This is a genomic window from Klebsiella sp. PCX (genome assembly GCF_021869705.1).
Taxonomy (GTDB): Bacteria; Pseudomonadota; Gammaproteobacteria; order Enterobacterales; family Enterobacteriaceae; genus Klebsiella; species Klebsiella quasipneumoniae.
Window position 1 is genome coordinate 2,620,366 of the sequence record NZ_CP091527.1, and the last position, 20,240, is coordinate 2,640,605.

Sequence of the window (20,240 nt, forward strand, 5' to 3'; positions counted from 1 at the left end):
AATATTTTATCTGACTGATATTTAAAAGGACCTGAAATCAGCATTTCCTCCCCTACATCTGCTCTAAATGAGGAAGTTATCATGAGTGATAATGCTCTTAAAGGTAATGCGCTTATCGGGAAAAAACGCTGGACAATAATACTCCCTGCAGTGTTTATCATGTATACCATTTCTTTCTTCGACCGGGTGAATATAGGCATGGCGCTGCCCCATATTACGGCCGAGATGGGGCTCAGCCCGGTAGAAGCTGGCTGGCTTGGCGGTGCATTTGCATGGGGCTACGTGGCGACGCAGTTTACCGCTGGCTGGCTGGCGCTTCGCTTTGGATCGCGAAGAATAATTGGCGTCAGCCTGTTTCTTTTTGGTGCCTGCGCCATGCTCACGGGTCTGACGCGTAACTTTGGTGAACTGGTTGCCATCCGTTTCTTCTTGGGACTTGCTGAAGGGCCGATTCAGGCAGCAACGGCGATGTTTCTGGCACAATGGTTTATGAAGCCAGAAAGGGGACGCGCATTTGGTATCTGGAACCTCAGCCTGGGGGCCGGTGCGTTTCTGGCCGGTCCAATATCGGGCTGGATCCTGGCACATCATGACTGGCGCATGATGATGGTCATTGAGGGGGCACCCGCGTGGCTGTTCTGCATCATCTGGTTTTATCTGGTACCTAAAAGTATTCAGGCTGCGAGCTGGCTCAGCGCCGAGGACCGGGATCATATCCAGAAAGACCTTGCGGCTGAGCAGTCAAACTATGTGAAGGAGAAATCTGACCCCTGGTGGACCATTATCAAAATACCGGCACTCTGGCTGATGTTAATCGGCTATTCCCTGCACAGCATGCTGGCATACGGCTTTACGCTCTGGCTGCCGACGGCACTTAAGGGGTATGGAACGCTCAGTGAATTCATAGTCGGTCTAATCAGCGGAATGCCTTTCCTGATGACCATGGTGGGCATCTGGTATATCACCCGGCGGTCAGATAAATACAACCAGGAACGGCGGCTGCATGCCGCTATTCCCACCGTGTTGTGCGGTATCGCGTTGTCAGCCGCGGCTTTTGTTCCGCTGTCTTACTACTGGGTGCAGATAGCCCTGTTCATGTTTGTCGGCCTGACAATGAAGATGCTTGTGCCGTTGGTTTACGTCCGGTTGACGGAAATCCTCCCGACAAAGAAAGCGGTCCCTGCGGTGGCATTTGTAGGTGCATGCAGCAACTTTATTGGTCAGTTTGGCGGACCGCTTGTTGCCGGCTACCTGAAGCACCTGGGGGGCGGTACTGACATGACGCTCGCATGGAGCGTACTGGGTCTGTTCTCAATCGTGGGGGGAGTACTGTTTGCCCTGGCCGTGGGACGTGAGGAAAGCGTCTGGGACATCAGGCAGGCATTCCGGGTTACTTCCCGCAGGACGATTTCCGCGCGGGAATAGAATGCAGAACCTGCCCCTGCCTATGGGGCAGGCAGACATTTTTATAATCACTGACGTTTATTAATCAGGAGTGCGATGTGAGGTTATATATCAGAGAATCTCTGGCGGCATATACAGGCGCCGGGCTCGTACTCAGGCGGGAAGAGCAGATCAGAATCAATTACGCATAATGAATGAACTTTACGCAAGATTGAATCCATTCCGGTAATAGAGTGTGCCTGATACCCTGGGTATAACTGATGTTATGCAACGTCCGCTCCTGGCACAGAGCGGATGAACCAACTGAGGTTAAGAGCCAGTCGGAGCGAAAAGCGGACAGCGGGTTTACAGGTTGTGTATACCTTAACGGGCTGATGTCGATACTATGCCGGCCCGCTAAACATCATGCAGATGACAACGCCTGTACACCGTTCCTGCCATTTGATATCGCCCGGGTGTTAAGAGCCGTTTCCAAACGTCCTTGATGCCAATGCGACTGAACCCAGGGAAACCATTCCAGCCCGCTTTTGAATACTCCCCAGAACAAGCAATTGCAACCAGACAGGACCCGCAACGGGAACGACAAACTGAGGAAGAACAGCAAACATGAACAGCAGGAATCTGGGGTAAGTCGGACTGTTTAATCCAGGTGACGTAAATGCGTCGCGATCCCCCATTTTAGGGCGGTACATCTTCCATTAATCAGTTCGAACACGGAGTAACTCGCGTTGGGTTGTGCATACCGGTGAAAATCATCCACAGCACCACTTTTTAGCATCGCAAGCACACCCTGAATGACCTGTCCGTGAGACACAATACATATTGTTCGATGATGACGTTTTTTTTCCAGATTGGTTAAAAAATGCATAATTCGCTGCGAAGCATGTGAGAGAGACTCACCCTCTGGCGGACAATACTCTGCATCAAGGTTGAATAACGCTTCTGCGGCGTCTGGATTATTCTGCAGGAGCTCTATGGTTGTCATACCTTCAAACTGACCAAAAGCCTGTTCTTTCAGCGCTGGTTCAGATATCACTGAACAATAAAAACGCTCAGCCAGGCGCTGTCCCATTTGCCAGGCCCGGCCAAGCGGAGAAGCGTAAACACATTCTACCCGGTAATCACTCGCTACAAACGCTGCCAGCAAGGCTGCTGTTTGACGCTCCCCACGAAGCGTCAAGGCGCTATCACTGTGTCCCTGAATAATACCTTTTACATTCCACTCTGTTTCCGCGTGTCGAACCAGTATTACTTGCATCATTGAAGAGTCACATATGCTGTTGTTTAAAATGTTACAAACTAAAAACACCCCGTTTATATGCTGGCAAGTTCTCAGCTCTCAACGAAAAACAGGAACACGTGTCGCTGACACGGATTATGTTCAGTAGCCCCTGCCGGCGGCCTCTATCTCAGTAAAACCTGAATCAGCTGTACGAAGATATACACTCCCGCTACCACTTGTATGATCCGAAAACCCCATCTGAAATAACGCCATTGATAACGTTCTCTGGCATTAGCCGCTTCAATGGCAGGATCAAAACGTTTTCTTTTCCTGGTTCTGAATGTATCGAATACCCACAGGACGAGAATGAAGATGATGATGACTTTTTCAAAGATTAGATGGTTCACAAAGAGAGATTCCGGTCTTCTCACGGTTACAGGCAGAATAGATAAACCGCATCGAGGTAGCCACCACTAAATGTTGGGGTACCTGAAGACGCAAGCCAGGTGTCTGTCTTATGGCTGCGTTAATGCATATCAACGCCATGAATGCGACATTCATTGCCGACACATGCTGCCGGAGTCCCCTTCCCCTGAGCATCAGGCTGGGTGATAAAACGACGGCGGTTGCCCGGTCACGCGGCGGAACATGGTGGCGAAAGAGGACGCATTGTCGTATCCGAGGGATAATGCCACTTCGTTCACCGGTTTCCCTGCTATCAACCATGCCAGGGCGCTCACCACGCAGGCTCGCTGTCGCCAGGCGGAAAATGACAGGCCCAGCTGCTTCAGGAAATGGCGGCGAAAGGTACTGGGACTCATAAACAGCGCCCTGGCCCAGCGCGCCGCAGGATCATGGATAGTGGGGTTAAGCAAAAAAGCCTGACAAAGCGCCAGCAGCGCCGGATGCTGTGGCAACGGAATGTCAAATTCGCGGACCGGCATGGCGGCCAGTTCCAGCAACATCAACTGTATCAGCATGCGATCGCGTGGGCTGTCGTACAACGGTGGTAAATCTACAGCCTCCAGCAGTAGCTGGCGCAACAGCGGCGAGACGCTGATCACTTCGCAACGCCGGTGTTTAATGCAAGCGGCCACACAATCTGGCTCAATATACAAGCTGCGCGTGGTCACCCCCGCAAATCTGACGGCGTGCACGGTTTCAGGGGGGATCCAGACAGCATGTTGCGGAGGAACCACCCATTCTCCGTCCTGCGTAGTGACATACATCAGTCCGGTCGCGCCGTACAGCAGCTGTGCGCGACGATGCTGGTGCGGGGGCAGAATATACCCTTGCGCATAGTCATTGCCTAACGCCACCACTTCGCGATCGAGCCGATCGACCTCGTCAATTTTTACGTTGCGCACACCTGTCTCCCTTTGACCGATTTACAAAGGTAATTGAGCGCTGTGCAAATGGGAAGCTGTACGCGACCGGTATAAGCTGCTCGCTCATTTTCAGGGCGGGGATATTCTGTTGAATGATATCGTTATTATTGCAATGGCAGGCTTTACTACCGGTATTACCACGGTGCTGTTCGGCTTCGGGGGCGGCTTTGTGGTGGTGCCCTTTGTCTATCAACTGATGCTCCGCCAGCCGGAACTCACGGAAAACGCTATGCACGTCGCGGTGGCTACCTCAACGGCGGTGATGATATTTAACGCCGGCTGGATCAGCTATCGTAACTGGCGGGCGGGCAAGCTTGCCGCACAGACGCTGTTTCCGTTGATATGGTTTATTGCCATTGGGGCAGTAGCAGGCTCCTGTCTGGCGGGGATATTTAGCGAGAATATCGTTCGCGCGCTGTTTATTCTCTATATGCTGGCAACCATCAGCGATTGTTTGTTGCGCAAGGGATTTTTCACGGGCAGCGCTCGGCGTCGGCTGTCCCTGCCAGTGGTCACTGGCGGCGGTATGGTTATCGGCATGATTGCCGCATTGCTGGGCGTGGGTGGCAGCGTCATGACGGTGCCCCTGCTACGGCGACACGGGTATGCGATGCAGGAGTGCGTTAGCGCATCCAACCCGCTTTCTTTGCCCGTGGCGCTATGCGGGGCTGTGACCTATGCCGTCATTGGCTGGCACAGCATTCCGCTGAACGGATTTCTTGGGTTTATCAGCCTGAAAATTTTGGGCCTGCTCGTCCTGACCGGCTGGGCCGGGATAATGTTTAGCCGCCGGGCTATCCCTGCAGTACCAGATGTATGGTATGCACGCATCTATGTGCTGCTGTTGTGCCTGGTACTCCTCGCCATGCTTATTCAATAATCAAAATACATCCTGGTGAACCGGTTCAACAGCCGCGTTCGGGCGATGCCCTCTCCCTGGGGAGAGGGCCTGGTGAGTGGCAGCAAGCTACCCGCGATACGGATGAACCTCGCGCCAGTGGTCGGCGATCTGCTGCCGGGTGCAGACCCACACCTTGTCGTGCTGCTGGATATAGTCGAGGAATCGCTGCAGCGCGCGGAAACGCCCCGGACGCCCAAGCAGCCGGCAGTGCATCCCCACGGACATCATCTTCGGCGCGGTTTCTCCCTCGGCGTACAGTACGTCAAAGCTGTCTTTCAGATAGGTATAAAACTGCTCCGCGGTGTTGAACCCCTGGGCGGTGGCAAAGCGCATGTCGTTGGCGTCGAGGGTATAAGGCACGATCAGGTGCGGTCGGCGGCTGCCGCCGCTGCAGGCCACTTCGCTCCAGAAGGGTAAATCATCACCGTAATAATCACTGTCATAGTCAAAGCCGCCGTGCTCCACCACCAGCTGGCGGGTGTTGGGACTGTCGCGGCCGGTATACCAGCCGGTGGGCGGCTTGCCGAACAGGTCGGTCAGCACCTGCACCGCTTTGTGCAGATGCTCGCGCTCCTCGGCGATATCCATGTGCTGATAGTGGATCCAGCGCCAGCCGTGGCTGACCACATCGTAATCCGCCGCCTTGATCGCCGCCACAATCTCCGGATGACGCGCCAGCGCCATCGCCACGCCGAAAACCGTCAGCGGCAGCCCTCGCTGGCTGAATTCGCGATGGATGCGCCAGAACCCGGCCCGGCTGCCGTACTCATAGAGTGAATCCATCGACATATGGCGCGCCGGATAGCTGGCGGCGCCGATGATATCGGACAGGAACTGTTCCGAACCCGCGTCGCCATGCAGGACGTGGTTCTCAGCACCTTCCTCATAGTTAAGGACGAACTGCACCGCGATCCGCGCCGCGCCCGGCCAGCGCGCGTGCGGCGGCTGCCCTGCATAACCTCGCAGATCGCGAGGATAGTGTTCCTGGTTCTCAACCATCTCCTGCCCCTTTTAAAATGGATTTAACGACTGAAACTGTCCGCTTAACGCTTTTTTCTCCGGGAACGCTAAGTCCCCGTGCTTGCTGGTCGCCAGGCCCAGCGCGACCAGCGACTCCACCATCTTCACCGCCGCGCTGACGCCATCGATCACCGGCACCCGCAGCTCGCGGGTCAGCTCCTGCGCCAGGGTCGCCATCCCGCCGCAGCCAAGGACTATCGCCCCGCAGCCATCCTCTTTCAGCGCGCGAATGCAGCGCTCGCGCACTTTCTCCTGCGCCAGGCCGCTGCCGTCTTCCAGCGCCAGCACCGGCAAATCAATGGCGTGCAGCGCCGCGCAGTGTTGATGAAATCCGTACTGGTGCAGCAAATGGCGGGCGATGATCAGCGTGCGCGGCAGCGTGGTCACAATGGAGAAACGGGTGGCGACCATCGTCGCCATATGCATCGCCGCTTCCGCAATGCCGATCACCGGCCCCTGGGCCAGTTCGCGCGCCGCCAGCAGCCCCGGGTCGCCGAAGCAGGCGATCACATGTCCATCCACCCCCTGCTCGCGTCCGGCCTTGATCTGCTCCAGCACGCCGACCGCCGCGATGGCTTCGTCAAAATGGCCCTCAATTGACGGCACGCCGGCGCGGGGACAGACCGCAAGGATCTCGGTGCCCGGCGCGGCGACCGCGCGCGCGGCGGCGCCTATCGTTTCGGTCATCGCCAGGCTGGTGTTGGGGTTGATCACTTGTATACAAACAGAAGACATCACGACTCCTTGTGGCCGGCGAACAGCCGGGAAAAATCGGGCAGGCTGACGCCATCGCGCTCGAAGCACAGGCTGGCGACAATATGATCAAAATGGTGCATCAGCGCCTCGCTGAGCGGCTGCAGGGCTTTATCCCGCAGCAAACCGACCAGCTGCTGGTGATCGTCGCAGCGGCAGCCCTGGCGCCAGGGTGCGCCCCAGGCGGCAATCACTAACGAGGAGCGCTGGCTGAGGCGGGTCACCATCTCGGTGAGCACCGGGTTGCCGGAGATAGCCTGCAGCTGAATATGAAAGTCAGCGGAGTGGCGGATGGCCGCCGGGCCGTCGTGCGCCTCATGGGCCTGCTGTTCACGCTGAATAATGTTCTCCAGCGCCGCCAGATGCGGCGGCTGACAGCGCGCGATCACATCGGGCAGATTCGCGACCTCAAGCAGCGCCCGGGTGCGAAAGATCGCCTGGGACTCTTCCACGCTCGGGCTGGTGACGTGTGCACCACGTTTGGGCGTTAACGTGACCAGTTGCACAGCGGCGAGTCGTTGCAGCACCTTTCTGATGCCGGTGCGGCTCACGGCGAACACTTCCGCCAGCGCCTCTTCCGGCAGTTTGCTGCCCGGCGGCAGCTGATGTTCGACGATAGCCGTCATCAGCGCCTGGTAAATGCTTTCGTCCTTATCCTGCAGCGCTGGCGCGGCCTGGAGACGATGTTCATTATTCATTAACCCACTCCGGTTTCACTTATTGATAGCAGATCGTATACATAAAATTTATTTTTTGTATACAAGATTCATCATTCTGGCCTGGATCCTGCAATAGCCTCAGCAATCCATATCAAAAGGGTTTTCATTCAGAGGAGCAGGTTTCATGCCACATTCATCCCACACGCAGCAGACGAAGACTCACGAGGCGGCCGCCGGCTACAGTCCGCGGCTATGTAATGACGATCTGGCGCCCACCCGCGACCAGAACTGGAGCTGGTACAATATTTTTTCGTTCTGGATGTCGGACGTGCACAGCATGGGCGGCTACGTGGTGGCGGCAAGCTTTTTTACGCTTGGCCTGGCCAGCTGGCAGGTTCTGCTCTGCCTGCTGGTGGGCATCTGTATTGTGCAGCTGTGCGCTAACCTGGTGGCGAAGCCCAGCCAGATGGCCGGGGTGCCTTACGCGGTGATCTGTCGTCAGGCGTTCGGTGTCTTCGGCGCCAATATCCCCGCGGTGATCCGCGGGCTAATCGCCTTCGCCTGGTACGGTATTCAAACCTATCTGGCGGCGAACGCCCTGATGCTGGTCCTGCTCAAGTTCTGGCCCTCCCTTGCCGCGCTGACCAGCAGCAGTTTCCTCGGGCTGTCGACGCTCGGCTGGCTGTGCTTCGCCACCATGTGGCTGCTGCAGGCGATGGTGTTCTGGCACGGCATGAACGCCATCAAGCGTTTTATCGATATCGCCGGTCCGGCGGTGTATGTGGTGATGCTGGCCCTGGCCGGCTGGATTGTATACAAGACCGGTCTGGATGGGATCTCCTTTACCCTCGCCAGCAAATCCCTCAGCGCTGGCGAGCAGACCTGGCAGATGATCACCGCCACGGCGCTGGTCGTCTCTTACTTCTCCGGGCCGCTGCTTAACTTCGGCGACTTTTCCCGCTACGGCAAAAGCATGGGCGAGATCCGCCGCGGCAACCGCTGGGGGCTGCCGTTCAACTTCCTGCTGTTCTCGGTGGTCACCGTGGTGATAGTCTCCGGCACCCAGTCGCTGTTCGGCAAAATGATCACCGACCCAATTGAAACCGTCAGCCGCGTGGGCAACGATCTGGCGGTGGCCATCGGCCTGCTGACTATGATCACCGCCACTATCGGCATCAATATCGTGGCTAACTTCGTCTCGCCAGCCTTCGATTTTTCCAACTGCGCGCCGCAGAAAATCAGCTTCCGCGCCGGCGGGATGATCGCCGCGGTGGGCTCGATACTCCTGACGCCGTGGAACCTGTTTAACTCACCGGAGCTGATCCACTATACCCTCGACGTGCTGGGCGCCTTTATTGGCCCGCTGTTTGGCATCCTGATCGCCGACTTCTATCTGATCAAACGCGGCCGGGTGTCGGTGGACGACCTGTTTGACGATACGCCGAAGGGTAAATACTGGTACCGCAACGGCTTTAACCCGAAAGCCATTGCCGCCCTGCTGCCATCGGTGGGCCTGGGGCTGATTATCAGCTTTATTCCGGCCCTGCATGAAGTGGCGAACTTCAGCTGGTTTATCGGCGTCTTCCTCGGCGCGACCACCTACCGCTGGCTGGCTCGCGACGAGCGCGAAGTGCAGGCGAAAGCCGCCTTCCGCTCCGGCGCGGTGGCGCAAAAAGAGTAACCTTCCCCTTCTGCCGCGGCGTCTGGCCGCGGCAGGCTGCAAACTGGCACCAATCTTGCTGTTTATCACTATTCCCAGAGCGTTAAGAGAAGGCAGGTTCGATGATGGATTACCAGACCGCGGTGCGCGGTGCATTTTTTGATATCGCCGGCGTGGCGGAGACCCCGGATGAGGTGGCCGCCCACGCCCGCTATCTCGATGATGGCCTGTTGTTCTTACAGGACGGGAAAATTGTCGCGCTCCTGCCATGGCGGGAGGGTGAAGCCTTTCTGCATCCGCTGAAGGGCTATGTCGACCTGCGGGGCAAGCTGCTGTTGCCGGGGTTCGTCGATGCCCACGTCCACTATCCGCAGACCGAGATGATCGGCGCCTTTGGCGAACAGCTACTGGAGTGGCTTACCACTTACACCTTCCCGGTGGAGAGCCAGTTTGCCAATGCGGAGTATGCCCAGGAGATAGCGCAGTTTTTTGTAAATCAATTGATAAGCCATGGAACCACCACCGCGCTGGTGTTTTGTACCCTGCATCCGGCCTCGGTGGAGGCGTTATTCAGCGAAGCGCTGCGCCTCAATATGCGCCTGATCGCCGGGAAAGTGATGATGGATCGCCATGTGCCCGACTATCTGTGCGAAACTGCCGGAGAGAGCTACGAGCAGACCCGGGCGCTGATCCGCCGCTGGCATCAGCGCGGCAGGCTGGGATATGCCATCACCCCGCGCTTTGCTCCCACCTCGACGCCGGCGTTGCTGGAGGCGGTGCAGCGCCTGCGGGCCGAGTTTCCCGATACCTGGCTGCAGACGCATCTCAGTGAAAACCGCGAGGAGATCGCCTGGGTTAAGCAGCTGTGGCCGGAGCATGCGCGCTATCTGGATGTCTATCATCACTATCAGCTCACCGGCGAACGCAGCGTATTTGCTCACGGGATCCATCTTGATGATGCCGAGTGGCAGTGCCTGCATGACACCGGTTCCGCAGTCGCCTTCTGTCCGACTTCGAATCTGTTTCTCGGCAGCGGGTTGTTTCGCCTGCCCGCCTGCTGGCAGCACCAGGTGCGGATGGGTATCGGCAGCGATGTCGGGGCCGGGACCACCTTCAGCATGCTGCGGACGCTGGGCGAGGCCTACAAGGTAGGACAACTGCAGAGCTATCGCCTGCGCGCCAGCGAGGCCTTCTATCACGCCACCCTCGGCGGCGCGCGCGCCCTGCGGCTGGAAGAGAAGATTGGCAATTTTCAGCCGGGCAAAGAGGCCGACTTTGTGGTGATTGACCCGGCGGTCACTCCGCTGCAGCGTCTGCGGATGGGCCGCTGCCATGATATTTATGAGCAGCTGTTCGTACTGATGACCCTGGGTGATGAGCGCAATATCAGCGAGACGTGGGTGAACGGCGAGCGGGTGTGGTGTCAGGGTTAACCCTCACCCTGGCCCTCACACTGGGGGGAGAGGAAACCGTCTGGCTGCGGGGACGGTTATGGACCCCCTTCGCCCTGGCCTCTCCCGGAGGAAGAAGGCGCTGGCCGGCGGCTGCTGGGTTAGTGGCCTTCAAAAACTCATCGCCAGTCCAACGCCATAGCCCGTGGTGTTATTGCCGAACATATAGCGCGCCACCAGCCGGGTGCGGGTGATAAAGACCGGGTATTTACTGCTGTCCAGCTCGAGTCCAATCCCCAGCGACGTTAAACCGGAGAAGCCCAGCGCCCCTCGCTGTTCGCCCAGATATGCAGTATGCGCCCCTTCCAGCACGTAGCGCAGCGGGTTGCCCAGCAGCGTCCAGTCAGCGATCGGCGCGCGGCGGCGCAGATACAGACCGAGATTCTCCGCGCTGGCCTCCCCCTGCACCACCTCAGCGCTGCTGCCGAAACTTTGCAGATGCATATAGGAGTAACGCAGCTCGGCATCAATATCCTGGGTGGCGGAGAAGCGTTCATAATCCAGCATCAGCGCTCCGCCGAGCCCCAATGCATTGAACCGACCGCCGTCGAGGAACTGCAGTTCGGCGTTGGTTTTTCGTTCAATTACCCAGCTGCCGAGGCGCGCATCGCTGGCCAAGGTGCCGAGCATCACATTGACGATCGGCCGCAGCACCAGGTTGCCGCCAAAGCGATCCCGGTGCAGCGAAAAATCCCAGCCGACGCCGCCGGTGGTGGTCAGGCTGTTCCACTTGGTGGGCACATTCCGCGTCTGTTCGCCATTGCTGACCACAAAACGCGGGTCGTAACGGCTGTAGCCCATCGTTCCTTCGAGATAGAGAGGAAACGACTCGCTCAGGGTCGCCCCGCCGCCAAACTGGGTAATGGCCAGGTTGTGTTTGTCGTTGCTCCCGGAGCCAATATTGAGATCGCTGGCGGTCACGTCGGGGACCACGGTATAGCTCATCAGGGTCAGAACAGCATCGGCACGCTGCTTGATGGCGTGACCGTTCGCCGCCAGCGTCGCCGGCGCAGAAAGAAAAACTACCGACAGGACAACGAGAAAACGCACCATGAGTCGCATGCCACCTCAGCCGCAGGCAAACAAGATTACCGCCCAAATCAGCAGGCAGGACTCCCCTGAGTATAGCCGGCGAGTCTGCCTGCGCATCAGACGGCGATAAATAGCGCCACCTCTATTCTGACCGCCCGGAATGGGCCGCTACGTTTTCCGACGGCAAGCGCGTTACCCGGTTGCGCCCGTCATTTTTCGCCGCATACAGCGCTTTATCGACGCGGTAAAACAGCTGATCAATCGCTTCGCCATCATGATGCTCGGCAACGCCAATGCTGACGGTGACCGACAGCGTCTGATATTCGCTGATCGCCTGACGGATAGCCTCCGCCACCATCAGCGCGCGGGCGATCGGCGAATGAGGCAAAAAGAGCAGAAACTCCTCGCCTCCCCAGCGATATATCTTATCTTCGCGGTCCACCGAGGTTTCCAGAATGCGGGAGATCACCAACAGGACTTCATCGCCTTTTTGATGACCGTGAATATCATTAATACTTTTGAAATGATCGATATCGATTAACAGCAGACAAAAGCCATGGCCGATAAACGACGGCGCATCGACGAGCCGGTAAAATTCGCGGCGATTGAGCAGTCCGGTTAAGGGATCGTGGGCGGCGGAAAATTCCAGCTCTTTTTTCAGAAGCACTTCTTCGGTGATATCGTGAATGATGCATAACATCAGCCGAATATTATATAGCACCACCGGCCCGGCATAGGTTTGAACATGGCGCAGCGAGCCGTCAGCCAGAATATGAGTAAAATTAAGCGGCTTATGCCCGCCGGGCATATTGGCAATGTTATTCATAATAGGGATCACATCCCGGCCCAGGGTATTAATTTGCCAGGTATGTTTATTGCGCATTTCCTCATCGGAATAATGATAAAAGCGCAGTGCGGCAATATTGGCATCGACAATCAGGCCCTCTTTCTGAGGATCGATCAACAGCATTGGCGCGGTATTGGTCATAAAAAAACGGGCAAAAAAACCATTGTTACGCCGCTGGTAGCGGCGGGAGCCGGTATGAATCGACTGATTTTGCGCGAGCAGCTTCACCGCTTCAAATAACAGTAAGGGGCCGCAGTCCTCGGTCTCGACCAGGGTAGTTTTACAATATACCGACTGCAACCCTTTGGCGGTCTGCAGCGTCCAGACTTCAAATATCTCAGTCATCGCGTCGAGATAGCGCAGATAATGCTGCAGCTGCGTTTCCGGGCAGGTGGAATAGATACCGTTGCGCATCTCATTCAGCGACATATCGCCGCTCAGCGTCCGGGAAGCCTGATTGGCATAGACCACACACTCTGTAAAAGGATGGACTACCCAGATCGGCGTGCTTAATACATCAAAAACAGCCAGCTCTTTTAATAACATACAGGCCCCAAACCGACCCACTCCCGGCGCGGAACGGCACATTATTCAGTGCAGCCCTGACGCTGGCACAAAGTGATAGCAAAAAGTCATCGAGTAAACGTCATTACGCGCGTGCGCGGCAAGTATAGTCGGTTACAGGCCCAGCGACGCCCATCCGGAGCGACTTTGCGCACGGTTTAACCGACAAAGACGACACTGCCTTTATTATTAATTTTATTTCAATAGCATAGCAGCAATGCCAGAATAGGTAGTCGCTTTTGATCACAGACTGTGTATACCCGTCACACTTTACGCGGCAGGAGCGCAGGCTTGTCCTGTGGCACGCAGATTGTCGCTGTTCTGCGCAGGGTTACCGTGATAGTTTCTATCATAACGCTCATTTTTAATGGTCATCACAGTGAAAAAATCCACGAGCAAAATCACGCTTTCCGACATTGCGCGTGAAGCTAACGTCGGCGTGGCCACCGTCGACCGGGTACTCAACAAGCGCGCGGCGGTGAAGGAATCGACCGCGTACCGCGTGCTGGAGGCCGCCCGGCGGCTGGGGTTTACGCTCGAACAGCCGCACTATCGCCTGGCCGCCGGCAAAGCGCCGGTTACCGTCAGAATGGGCTTTATTCTGCTGCAGGAGACCCACTCCTTCTACCTGCCGCTGGCAAGGGCGCTGGCAAGAGAGGCCGCGCCGTGGCTACCGGCAGGCGAGACACCGGCGATCCTGCATTTTGCCATTGATGCGGTGGAAGCAATGGCCCAGGCCATTCACCGGCTCAGCGATGAGGTGGAGGTGCTCGGCCTGGTGGCGCTGGATCACCCGCTGATTCGCCATGCGGTGGGCCGGGCCGCCGCCCGCGGCGTTCGCGTATTCACTCTACTTTCAGATCTGTCGGTTCCCCAGCGCAGCGGCTATATCGGCCTCGATAACCAAAAAGCCGGGCGCACCGCCGCCTGGTTTATCGACCGCTTATGCCGTGGCGAAGGCGAAATAGCCATTATCATTGGCGATAATCGTTTTACCTGTCAGGAAAGCTGTGAGATCAGCTTCCGCTCCTGCCTGCGTGAGCAGGGTAAAGGGCAGCAGATCCTCGAGCCGGTTCGCAGCCACGAACGGGCGGATGTCGCCAGAAGCGTAACGGAAAAGCTGCTCAGCCAGTACCCGGCCCTGCAGGCGATCTATGCTCCCTGCGGCGGCGTCGAAGGAATTGTCGGGGCGCTGCGCGACAGCGGCCGCCAGCAGGCCGTCACCCTGGTCTGCCATGGCCCGCTAAGCGGCAGTGAACTGGCGCTGATCGACGGCACCATCGATGTCATTCTCAACCACCGGCTGGATGACCTGGCCGCCGCCACCCTGCGCGCCATGACGGAAGCCGTTTCGCGGCCGCCCAGCGACGTGATTTCGCACCCTCAGCCTTTCGATATCATCACCAAAGAAAATATGTAAACGCTCGCCCCGTCGCCAACGGGGCTGCCTCACGCCTGAACCACGCCTCGCCTCATTTTGATAAATAACTATCAAAAACAACCTCAATATAAATCATGATGGCCATCATAAAATCATCATTCCAATATTGTTGGCTATGAAATTTTCATTCAATACTCTGCGGCATCCCCTGTGAAAAAAGGAAGCCGACATGACACATCCTATCGCCAACGCCCCCTGCAGCTGGGGTGTGGATGACCCGAAAAACCCTGACCTTCCCGCCTGGGCTACCGTGCTGAAGGAGGCGGCGCAGGCCGGGTATCGCAGCATCGAGCTCGGCCCGTGGGGCTACCTGCCCACCGACCCGTCCAGCCTGCGCGCGGCGCTGGACCAGCATCAGCTGTCGCTGGTCGCCGGGACGATCTTTGACGATCTGGTGAGCGAGGCCCATTACCCCACTCTGGAGGCGCTGACCCATCAAATATGCCGCAATCTGTCTCAGGTTCCGGCCGCCGAACCTATCCCGGGGCACCCTTTCCAGCCGCCCTATCTGGTGATTATCGACTTCGGCAACCCCGAGCGGGCGCGATTTGCCGGACGCAGCGCGCTGGCTCCGCGCCTCAATGACCAGGACTGGCAGCGGATGATGGCGCACATTACCGCCCTCAGCACCCTCGCCTGGCGGGAGTACGGTGTGCGGGCGGTTATTCATCCCCACGCCGGGGGCTGCATCGAATTTGCCGATGAAATCGAGCGGCTGGCCAACGATATCCCGCACGACGTGGCGGGGTTGTGTCTGGACACCGGGCATCTCTACTACGCCGGAATGGATCCGCTCACCTGGCTGGATCGCTATTACGCGCGACTCGACTATCTGCACTTCAAGGATGTGGATCCGCAGGTTTACCAGCGCGCCATCGCCGAAGGCATCGACTTTTTCACCGCCTGCGCCGAAGGGGTGATGTGCCCGCTCGGCAGCGGCGCCATTGACTACCCGGCCATTAACGATTTCCTTGCCCGTCGCGGCTATCAGGGCTGGATAACCATTGAACAAGAGCGTGATCCGCGCCATGCCGCAGGCAGCCTGCAGGCGGTCACGGAGAGCCTGCGCTATCTGCGCGACGTTGGATTCTGACAGGAGACACCCCATGATTAACGGTTTAAGACCTCTCGATCGCACCCTGCGCTGGGGCATGGTCGGCGGCGGCGGCGGCAGCCAGATCGGCTATATTCACCGCTCTGCCGCCCTGCGCGATAACACCTTTGCGCTGCTGGCAGGCGCCTTTGATATTGATGCCGAACGCGGGCGCCAGTTCGGCCAACAGCTGGGGGTGGATCCCGATCGCTGTTACGCCGACTACCAGAGTCTGTTTCGCGGCGAGGCTGCCCGCCCGGACGGTATTCAGGCCGTGTCGATTGCCACGCCGAATAACACCCATTATGCCATCTGCCGGGCGGCGCTGGAGGCCGGGCTGCACGTGGTGTGCGAAAAGCCGCTGTGCTTCAGCAGCGAAGAGGCGGACGACCTGGTGGCCCTCAGCCAGCGGCAGCACAAAATCATCGGCGTGACCTACGGCTATGCCGGTCATCAGCTTATCCTCCAGGCCCGGCAGATGATCGCCGACGGACTGCTGGGCAACATCCGTATCGTCAATATGCAGTTTGCTCATGGCTTCCACGCCCAGCCGGTGGAGCAGGAAAACGCAAGTACTCGCTGGCGGGTCGATCCCCGCTTCGTCGGCCCCAGCTATGTGCTGGGGGATTTAGCCACCCACCCGCTGTTTCTGGTCGAAACCATGGCCCCGCAGCTGAAGATCGCCCGGCTGATGTGCGCCAGACAAAGCTTCGTTAAAAGCCGCGCTCCGCTGGAGGATAACGCGCAGGTGCTGATGGAGTATGACAACGGCGCCATCGGCTCGCTGTGGAGCTCCGCCGTTAACTGCGGCTCCATGCACGGGCAAAAGGTGCGCATCGTGGGGGAAAAGGCCAGTCTCGAATGGTGGGATGAACAGCCCAACCAACTGCGTTACGAGGTGCAGGGCGAGCCAGCGCGCATTCTGGAGCGCGGCATGGACTATCTTGATCCGCTGGCGCGTCAGGATGATCGCATCGGCGGTGGTCACCCGGAGGGGCTGTTCGAGGCCTGGTCGAATCTCTATCGCCGCTTCGCCATTGCTATGGACGCTGCGGACCGGCGCGACGAAGCGCTGCTGGCCGACTTCTGGTATCCGGACGCCCGCGCCGGGGCGTTCGGCGTCCGCTGGGTGGAAAACTGCGTGCGCTCGGCCGACAACGGCGCCTGCTGGGTCGACTTCCGCTAACTCGCCGGCTCAGGGCCTCGCCCTGAGCCTTCCACGTTACTTTTCAATGCGCGCCAGCTGGGTTTTATCGGCCTCGCAGGCGCGATCGGCCAGCCCCTGAAACGCTGCGGCGCCATAGTATTGCTCGGGCGCCGGCAGAGCCTGCATATCGTGCCCCGGGTAGATCTGCAGCTCGCCGAGGTCGCGCAAGCGGAACCCCGCCACCTGCGACGGCATGGTCAGGCGATACGGCGGCATGGTTTCGAAAGGGACCGGCGTCGGCAGCCGGTTTTCCTGCAGGTCGTAATTACGCTTCAGCACCAGAAACTTATCCGGCACCCGTCGGCGACTGTTCCACCAGTCGCCATCGATCCGCTGGAACATCGCTTCCGTCTCCCCTCGCGTGGCCGCCATCAGCCGGGTCAGCGCCTTTTTCAGCGCCGCCTCCATGGCCTGATTATACGCTTCCACTGACCCGCCATGGCCGCTAAGGATGACGTTAATCGCCAGCCTGGCGCCCAGTAAATTGGAATAGAGATCTTCCGGCGAAAACGCGGAGATCTCCTCAGAAAACCCCGGCACCGACTGGAAGCCATACCACTGGGCGATCTCATGCCACTGGGCGATTTCGAAGGCCAGATGCCCGGCGAGCCAGGCCGCCAGCTGATAGCGCTGCCTGACGCCCGGCGGCGGCGTAAAGGCATTCAGCTGAACGCGGCGCACCCCCAGCTCTTCGCTGTAGAATATGCGCCCCGCCTGGCCCAGCGTCGGCGAAATGCGATTGAACAGATAAAAGGTGTAATCCGCCGTGTCGCGCACATGGGCAATATCGATAAACCCGCCGCGACGGGTATAAATAAGCCCGTTTTGCTCCTCGCTCAGTCCCAGCAGATTTTTCACCGCCCCGAGCGCGCTGTCGTTGTAATGGTGCTTGCCCAGAGAATCCAGAGTCAGCACGTTACCAATCTGGTACACCGGGATGGGGATGCCCACCGCCCGCACGTGCAGGTCGTAACCAAAGGCGCAGCATGGCCGCAGCGATTCCGGCGGCGACAGCTCGCCCAGGGTGGGAACCGGATGGATCGCCGTCACCGCGGGCAATACCGGGTCCTGCGCCAGCGCCGGCAGCGCCAGCGCGAATAACAGCCATAAGGCTTTACGCATCAACAGCCTCTCCACAGCAACAAAAGAACGCGCATCTTACCGGCAGACGGCGCCTGCAGGTTTAGTTAAAAGCGGTATTCACCGGAGACAAAGAAGCTATTGCGGTCGTTAAAACCGAATTCAGTCAGCACGTTAAAGTTTTTGGTGACTTCATACTGGGCGCCAATCAGCATATTCCACGGCGAGGTCAGCTTTTGCTTAACGTCGAATTTGCCCTCGCCGTCTTTATTGACCGCGGCAATTAGGGGCTGCAGCTCTGGCGGCATGTGCAGGTCGGCGAGATCGCCCTTAAACTCCTGCTGAACGTCCTGATACATGCTGCCGACCCACAGGCTGAGATGGGACGGCCCCTCGATCCCCTGAAAACTGAAGCGGTAGCCGACGCGCGGCGAGACGGTGACCGCCGAAATGCTGCCGTCGAGGATATCGAAGTCGGTGCGGGTGTAGTTAGTATCCACCAACCCAAACCAGTTGCCGTAGCCGCCGGCGAGCGTAAAGCCGGTCCCCTAGGTGGTGCCTTTAAAATCAAGCGTAAAATCAATATTCTGCAGCTTTCCGCTTTGATAAAGCTGATGAACCGCGCCGGCGATGACCCGGTCCAGACCGCGAAACTGCGACGGATCTGAATCCACTGAGACCTGGGAGACGGACGACCCGCGGGTATGCCCCACCAGTCCGTATACGTTGAGGAACGGAAAGACCCACATATCAAGGCGCAGGTTTTCGGTTTTGCTCTTCTCGCGGGTGTGCCCGGCATCGATGGCGAACATATCGCTGGGAATGGGATGGTTGCCGAGCTTAAGCCCGGAAAAGGTAATACTGTCGACCATGATATCCTGTCGGATATTCATATAGCTCAGGTTGACCCCGTAAGGTAACGGAATGGAATATCCCCTGGCGCGAGCCTCCTCGCCCCAGATCGGAAAATAGCTGTCGCTCTGGTCCGGCTCCGCAGCCGACGTGCCCCAGGCCGCTAACAGCAGCGTTAACACCGCGCCGGATGATCTCATTTTTGTTCTCATGTGTAGTTATAAACCCGAACCGACATTGAAATAGACCGCCTGTTCATGCTCGCTGAACGCCATGTCAATCCCGGTACGTAAACCGTACTGTCGCGCGATCAGGTATCGAAAACCGGCCCCCCATGCCACCTCTGACTCTTCCCATAGCGTATCCGCCGCGTCAGCGGCGCTCCCGGCGCCAACGAATCCCTGCAGGATCCAGCGCGGAGTAACCGCCCAGGCCAGCTGGGTTTGCGCCGTGGCCACGTAGTCGCCCTGATAGCGGTAGCGCGAAATCCCGCGCAACGCGATATAAGGACGCGCCATCGGCATCAGATGCTTATCATGGTGGGTTAAGGACTGATAATTGCCCGCGACCGCCAGGGTCAGCGTCTGGCTGAGCGGAATAAACACCTTTCCGTCCAGCGAAAAAGTGTTGTAGTGATAATCGCCCCCGAGCAGCGAACGGAAAAACCGATATTCCCCCTTCAGCGCTAACCCACTCTGAGGATAGAAAATATTATCGGTAGTGTCATATTCCGCCACCACCCCCAGCGCCGAAGAGGTGCTGTTTTGCCCGAGCACCTGCTGCCACACCCGGTTGAGCCGTGGATTATCGGTAGAGACATCCGCCCGGGCATACACCTGGGAGGCCCCGAGGAACACCGGCGTGTCGCCCAGGCGAAACAGCAGCTTTTGCAGCGCGGCGACGCCTTTGGTCTGCGTCTGCACCGGTTTAGCATGGCTGAAGCCGCCGGTGTCGCCGGAATAGATATCCAGATTGACGTTAGCGTAGCCGGCGCCCGCCAGGTAACGAATGCGATCATGCTGCCAGGTGTGGCGATGGCCGCCGCCAATAAACCAGGTGCCATTCTGCGTGGCGGCCCCGCCAAAAGCGGTGAACGGCGGAGGAATAAACTGCCCGCCCTCCCGGCTACCTTTGCCGTGTAAAAACAGGCCAAACAGTCCGCCACCATAGCCGATGGCCGGCTCGGTTATCGCCAGCGGCACCGGCAGAAAACCGTAACGGTTTTCCGCCAGATACTGACTCATGTCGAGCATGCCATCTTCCGCATCGAAGAGATCGGCGGCATCGCCAGGCGGGCACAACAGGAACAGAAGCGCCAGCGTGGACAGCGGGAATTTCATGCTCACTCCAGGGCGTTGGGGCGCGCACGACACGCGTGGCGAACAGGATTATTACAACGGAATTAGGAAAATATAACGTAACCGGATAATCCTCACCAACGCGCAGTGGCCTGTTTTTTGGGTATTTTTGGACAAAAAAGAGCTGGCCGTCACAGAAAGCCGCCTTCGCTCCGCCGGACGGCGCGATGATTGTATTCATAAGGTGAATGTCGTATAACATAGCGCTACCGAGGGGTGTCCCGTGAGGGCTGAGATGGCGCAAGCCGAACCCTTTGAACCTGATCTGGGTCATGCCAGCGAAGGGACGGGTCGGCAATTTTGCCAGC

The 20,240-nt window shown here is 58.1% G+C and carries 16 protein-coding genes, 3 pseudogenes and 1 riboswitch; of the genes and pseudogenes, 7 read left to right on the forward strand and 12 right to left on the reverse strand.

Features of this window, described 5'->3' with window-relative positions; genetic code table 11:
* Window positions 1-81 precede the first annotated feature (81 nt).
* Entirely contained in the window at window positions 82-1,425 is a 1,344-nt protein-coding gene (locus GQR96_RS12395; protein WP_004202526.1) for an MFS transporter, read from the forward strand.
* A 342-nt stretch (window positions 1,426-1,767) separates the two neighbouring features.
* Here the strand turns inward: GQR96_RS12395 and GQR96_RS12400 are convergent.
* The 4 genes and pseudogenes from GQR96_RS12400 to GQR96_RS12415 form a co-directional block, all read right to left on the reverse strand.
* Window positions 1,768-2,048: pseudogene (locus tag GQR96_RS12400) on the reverse strand (LysE family translocator); the annotation flags it as partial.
* Window positions 2,045-2,665 carry a histidine phosphatase family protein gene (locus tag GQR96_RS12405; RefSeq protein ID WP_071845746.1) on the reverse strand — a complete coding sequence of 207 codons (621 nt, stop codon included), beginning with the start codon at window positions 2,663-2,665 and terminating at the stop codon, window positions 2,045-2,047. The gene GQR96_RS12405 and the pseudogene GQR96_RS12400, both read right to left, overlap by 4 nt.
* A gap of 143 nt (window positions 2,666-2,808) precedes the next feature.
* The gene (locus GQR96_RS12410; RefSeq protein WP_048324274.1) at window positions 2,809-3,033 is read right to left on the reverse strand and encodes a hypothetical protein; all 225 of its coding nucleotides are present in this window, start codon (window positions 3,031-3,033) and stop codon (window positions 2,809-2,811) included.
* A 192-nt stretch (window positions 3,034-3,225) separates the two neighbouring features.
* Window positions 3,226-3,993, reverse strand: coding sequence for an AraC family transcriptional regulator (locus tag GQR96_RS12415; protein WP_023318310.1), 768 nt, complete (start codon window positions 3,991-3,993; stop codon window positions 3,226-3,228).
* Window positions 3,994-4,102: 109 nt separating this feature from the next.
* On the opposite strand from GQR96_RS12415, the gene GQR96_RS12420 reads away from it, so the two are divergent.
* A complete protein-coding gene (locus GQR96_RS12420) occupies window positions 4,103-4,894 on the forward strand; it encodes a sulfite exporter TauE/SafE family protein (RefSeq protein WP_065904296.1) in 792 nt (263 codons plus the stop codon).
* An 87-nt stretch (window positions 4,895-4,981) separates the two neighbouring features.
* Here the strand turns inward: GQR96_RS12420 and puuE are convergent, their stop codons facing one another.
* The 3 genes and pseudogenes from puuE to GQR96_RS12435 all read right to left on the reverse strand — a co-directional run bounded on the left by puuE (window position 4,982) and on the right by GQR96_RS12435 (window position 7,386).
* Window positions 4,982-5,881, reverse strand: coding sequence for an allantoinase PuuE (gene puuE / locus GQR96_RS12425; RefSeq protein ID WP_227524526.1), 900 nt, complete (start codon window positions 5,879-5,881; stop codon window positions 4,982-4,984).
* Window positions 5,805-6,670 (reverse strand): annotated as a pseudogene (gene hpxA, locus GQR96_RS12430) (allantoin racemase). Before hpxA ends, puuE begins: the two are co-directional and overlap by 77 nt.
* A complete protein-coding gene (locus tag GQR96_RS12435; RefSeq protein ID WP_002905523.1) occupies window positions 6,670-7,386 on the reverse strand; it encodes a GntR family transcriptional regulator in 717 nt (238 codons plus the stop codon). The pseudogene hpxA and the gene GQR96_RS12435 overlap by 1 nt, the downstream one beginning before the upstream one ends.
* A gap of 145 nt (window positions 7,387-7,531) precedes the next feature.
* On the opposite strand from GQR96_RS12435, the gene GQR96_RS12440 reads away from it, so the two are divergent.
* Together GQR96_RS12440 and guaD are read left to right on the forward strand one after the other, a co-directional pair.
* Window positions 7,532-9,028, forward strand: a complete 1,497-nt coding sequence (locus tag GQR96_RS12440; protein WP_023318315.1) for an NCS1 family nucleobase:cation symporter-1 — start codon at window positions 7,532-7,534, stop codon at window positions 9,026-9,028.
* 101 nt (window positions 9,029-9,129) lie between these two features.
* Window positions 9,130-10,440 (forward strand): guanine deaminase, encoded by a 1,311-nt coding sequence (gene guaD / locus GQR96_RS12445; protein ID WP_069135701.1) that lies wholly within the window; start codon window positions 9,130-9,132, stop codon window positions 10,438-10,440.
* 129 nt (window positions 10,441-10,569) lie between these two features.
* Here guaD and GQR96_RS12450 read toward each other — a convergent pair whose 3' ends face one another.
* Window positions 10,570-11,511 carry a hypothetical protein gene (locus GQR96_RS12450; protein ID WP_049115345.1) on the reverse strand — a complete coding sequence of 314 codons (942 nt, stop codon included), beginning with the start codon at window positions 11,509-11,511 and terminating at the stop codon, window positions 10,570-10,572.
* A gap of 121 nt (window positions 11,512-11,632) precedes the next feature.
* Window positions 11,633-12,883: a sensor domain-containing diguanylate cyclase gene (locus GQR96_RS12455; RefSeq protein ID WP_004202549.1), complete on the reverse strand. Its 1,251-nt coding sequence runs from the start codon at window positions 12,881-12,883 to the stop codon at window positions 11,633-11,635.
* A gap of 397 nt (window positions 12,884-13,280) precedes the next feature.
* Between GQR96_RS12455 and GQR96_RS12460 the strand changes: the two genes are divergently transcribed.
* From GQR96_RS12460 to GQR96_RS12470, 3 genes are all read left to right on the forward strand, one after another.
* Window positions 13,281-14,321: a LacI family DNA-binding transcriptional regulator gene (locus GQR96_RS12460; protein ID WP_043519606.1), complete on the forward strand. Its 1,041-nt coding sequence runs from the start codon at window positions 13,281-13,283 to the stop codon at window positions 14,319-14,321.
* Between the two features lie 190 nt (window positions 14,322-14,511).
* On the forward strand, window positions 14,512-15,435 hold the full coding sequence (locus GQR96_RS12465) for a TIM barrel protein (RefSeq protein ID WP_049003889.1): 924 nt from the start codon (window positions 14,512-14,514) through the stop codon (window positions 15,433-15,435).
* A gap of 13 nt (window positions 15,436-15,448) precedes the next feature.
* Window positions 15,449-16,621, forward strand: a complete 1,173-nt coding sequence (locus tag GQR96_RS12470; protein ID WP_017900244.1) for a Gfo/Idh/MocA family protein — start codon at window positions 15,449-15,451, stop codon at window positions 16,619-16,621.
* Window positions 16,622-16,657: 36 nt separating this feature from the next.
* On the opposite strand, the gene GQR96_RS12475 is transcribed toward GQR96_RS12470, so the two are convergent.
* From GQR96_RS12475 to GQR96_RS12485, 3 genes and pseudogenes are all read right to left on the reverse strand, one after another.
* Complete coding sequence (locus GQR96_RS12475) at window positions 16,658-17,764, reverse strand: DUF4056 domain-containing protein (protein WP_069734161.1); 1,107 nt, start codon at window positions 17,762-17,764, stop codon at window positions 16,658-16,660.
* 65 nt (window positions 17,765-17,829) lie between these two features.
* Window positions 17,830-18,774 (reverse strand): annotated as a pseudogene (locus GQR96_RS12480) (hypothetical protein).
* Between the two features lie 18 nt (window positions 18,775-18,792).
* Entirely contained in the window at window positions 18,793-19,914 is a 1,122-nt protein-coding gene (locus GQR96_RS12485; protein WP_069734159.1) for a BamA/TamA family outer membrane protein, read from the reverse strand.
* A gap of 220 nt (window positions 19,915-20,134) precedes the next feature.
* A riboswitch (TPP riboswitch) is annotated at window positions 20,135-20,236 on the forward strand.
* Window positions 20,237-20,240 lie beyond the last annotated feature (4 nt).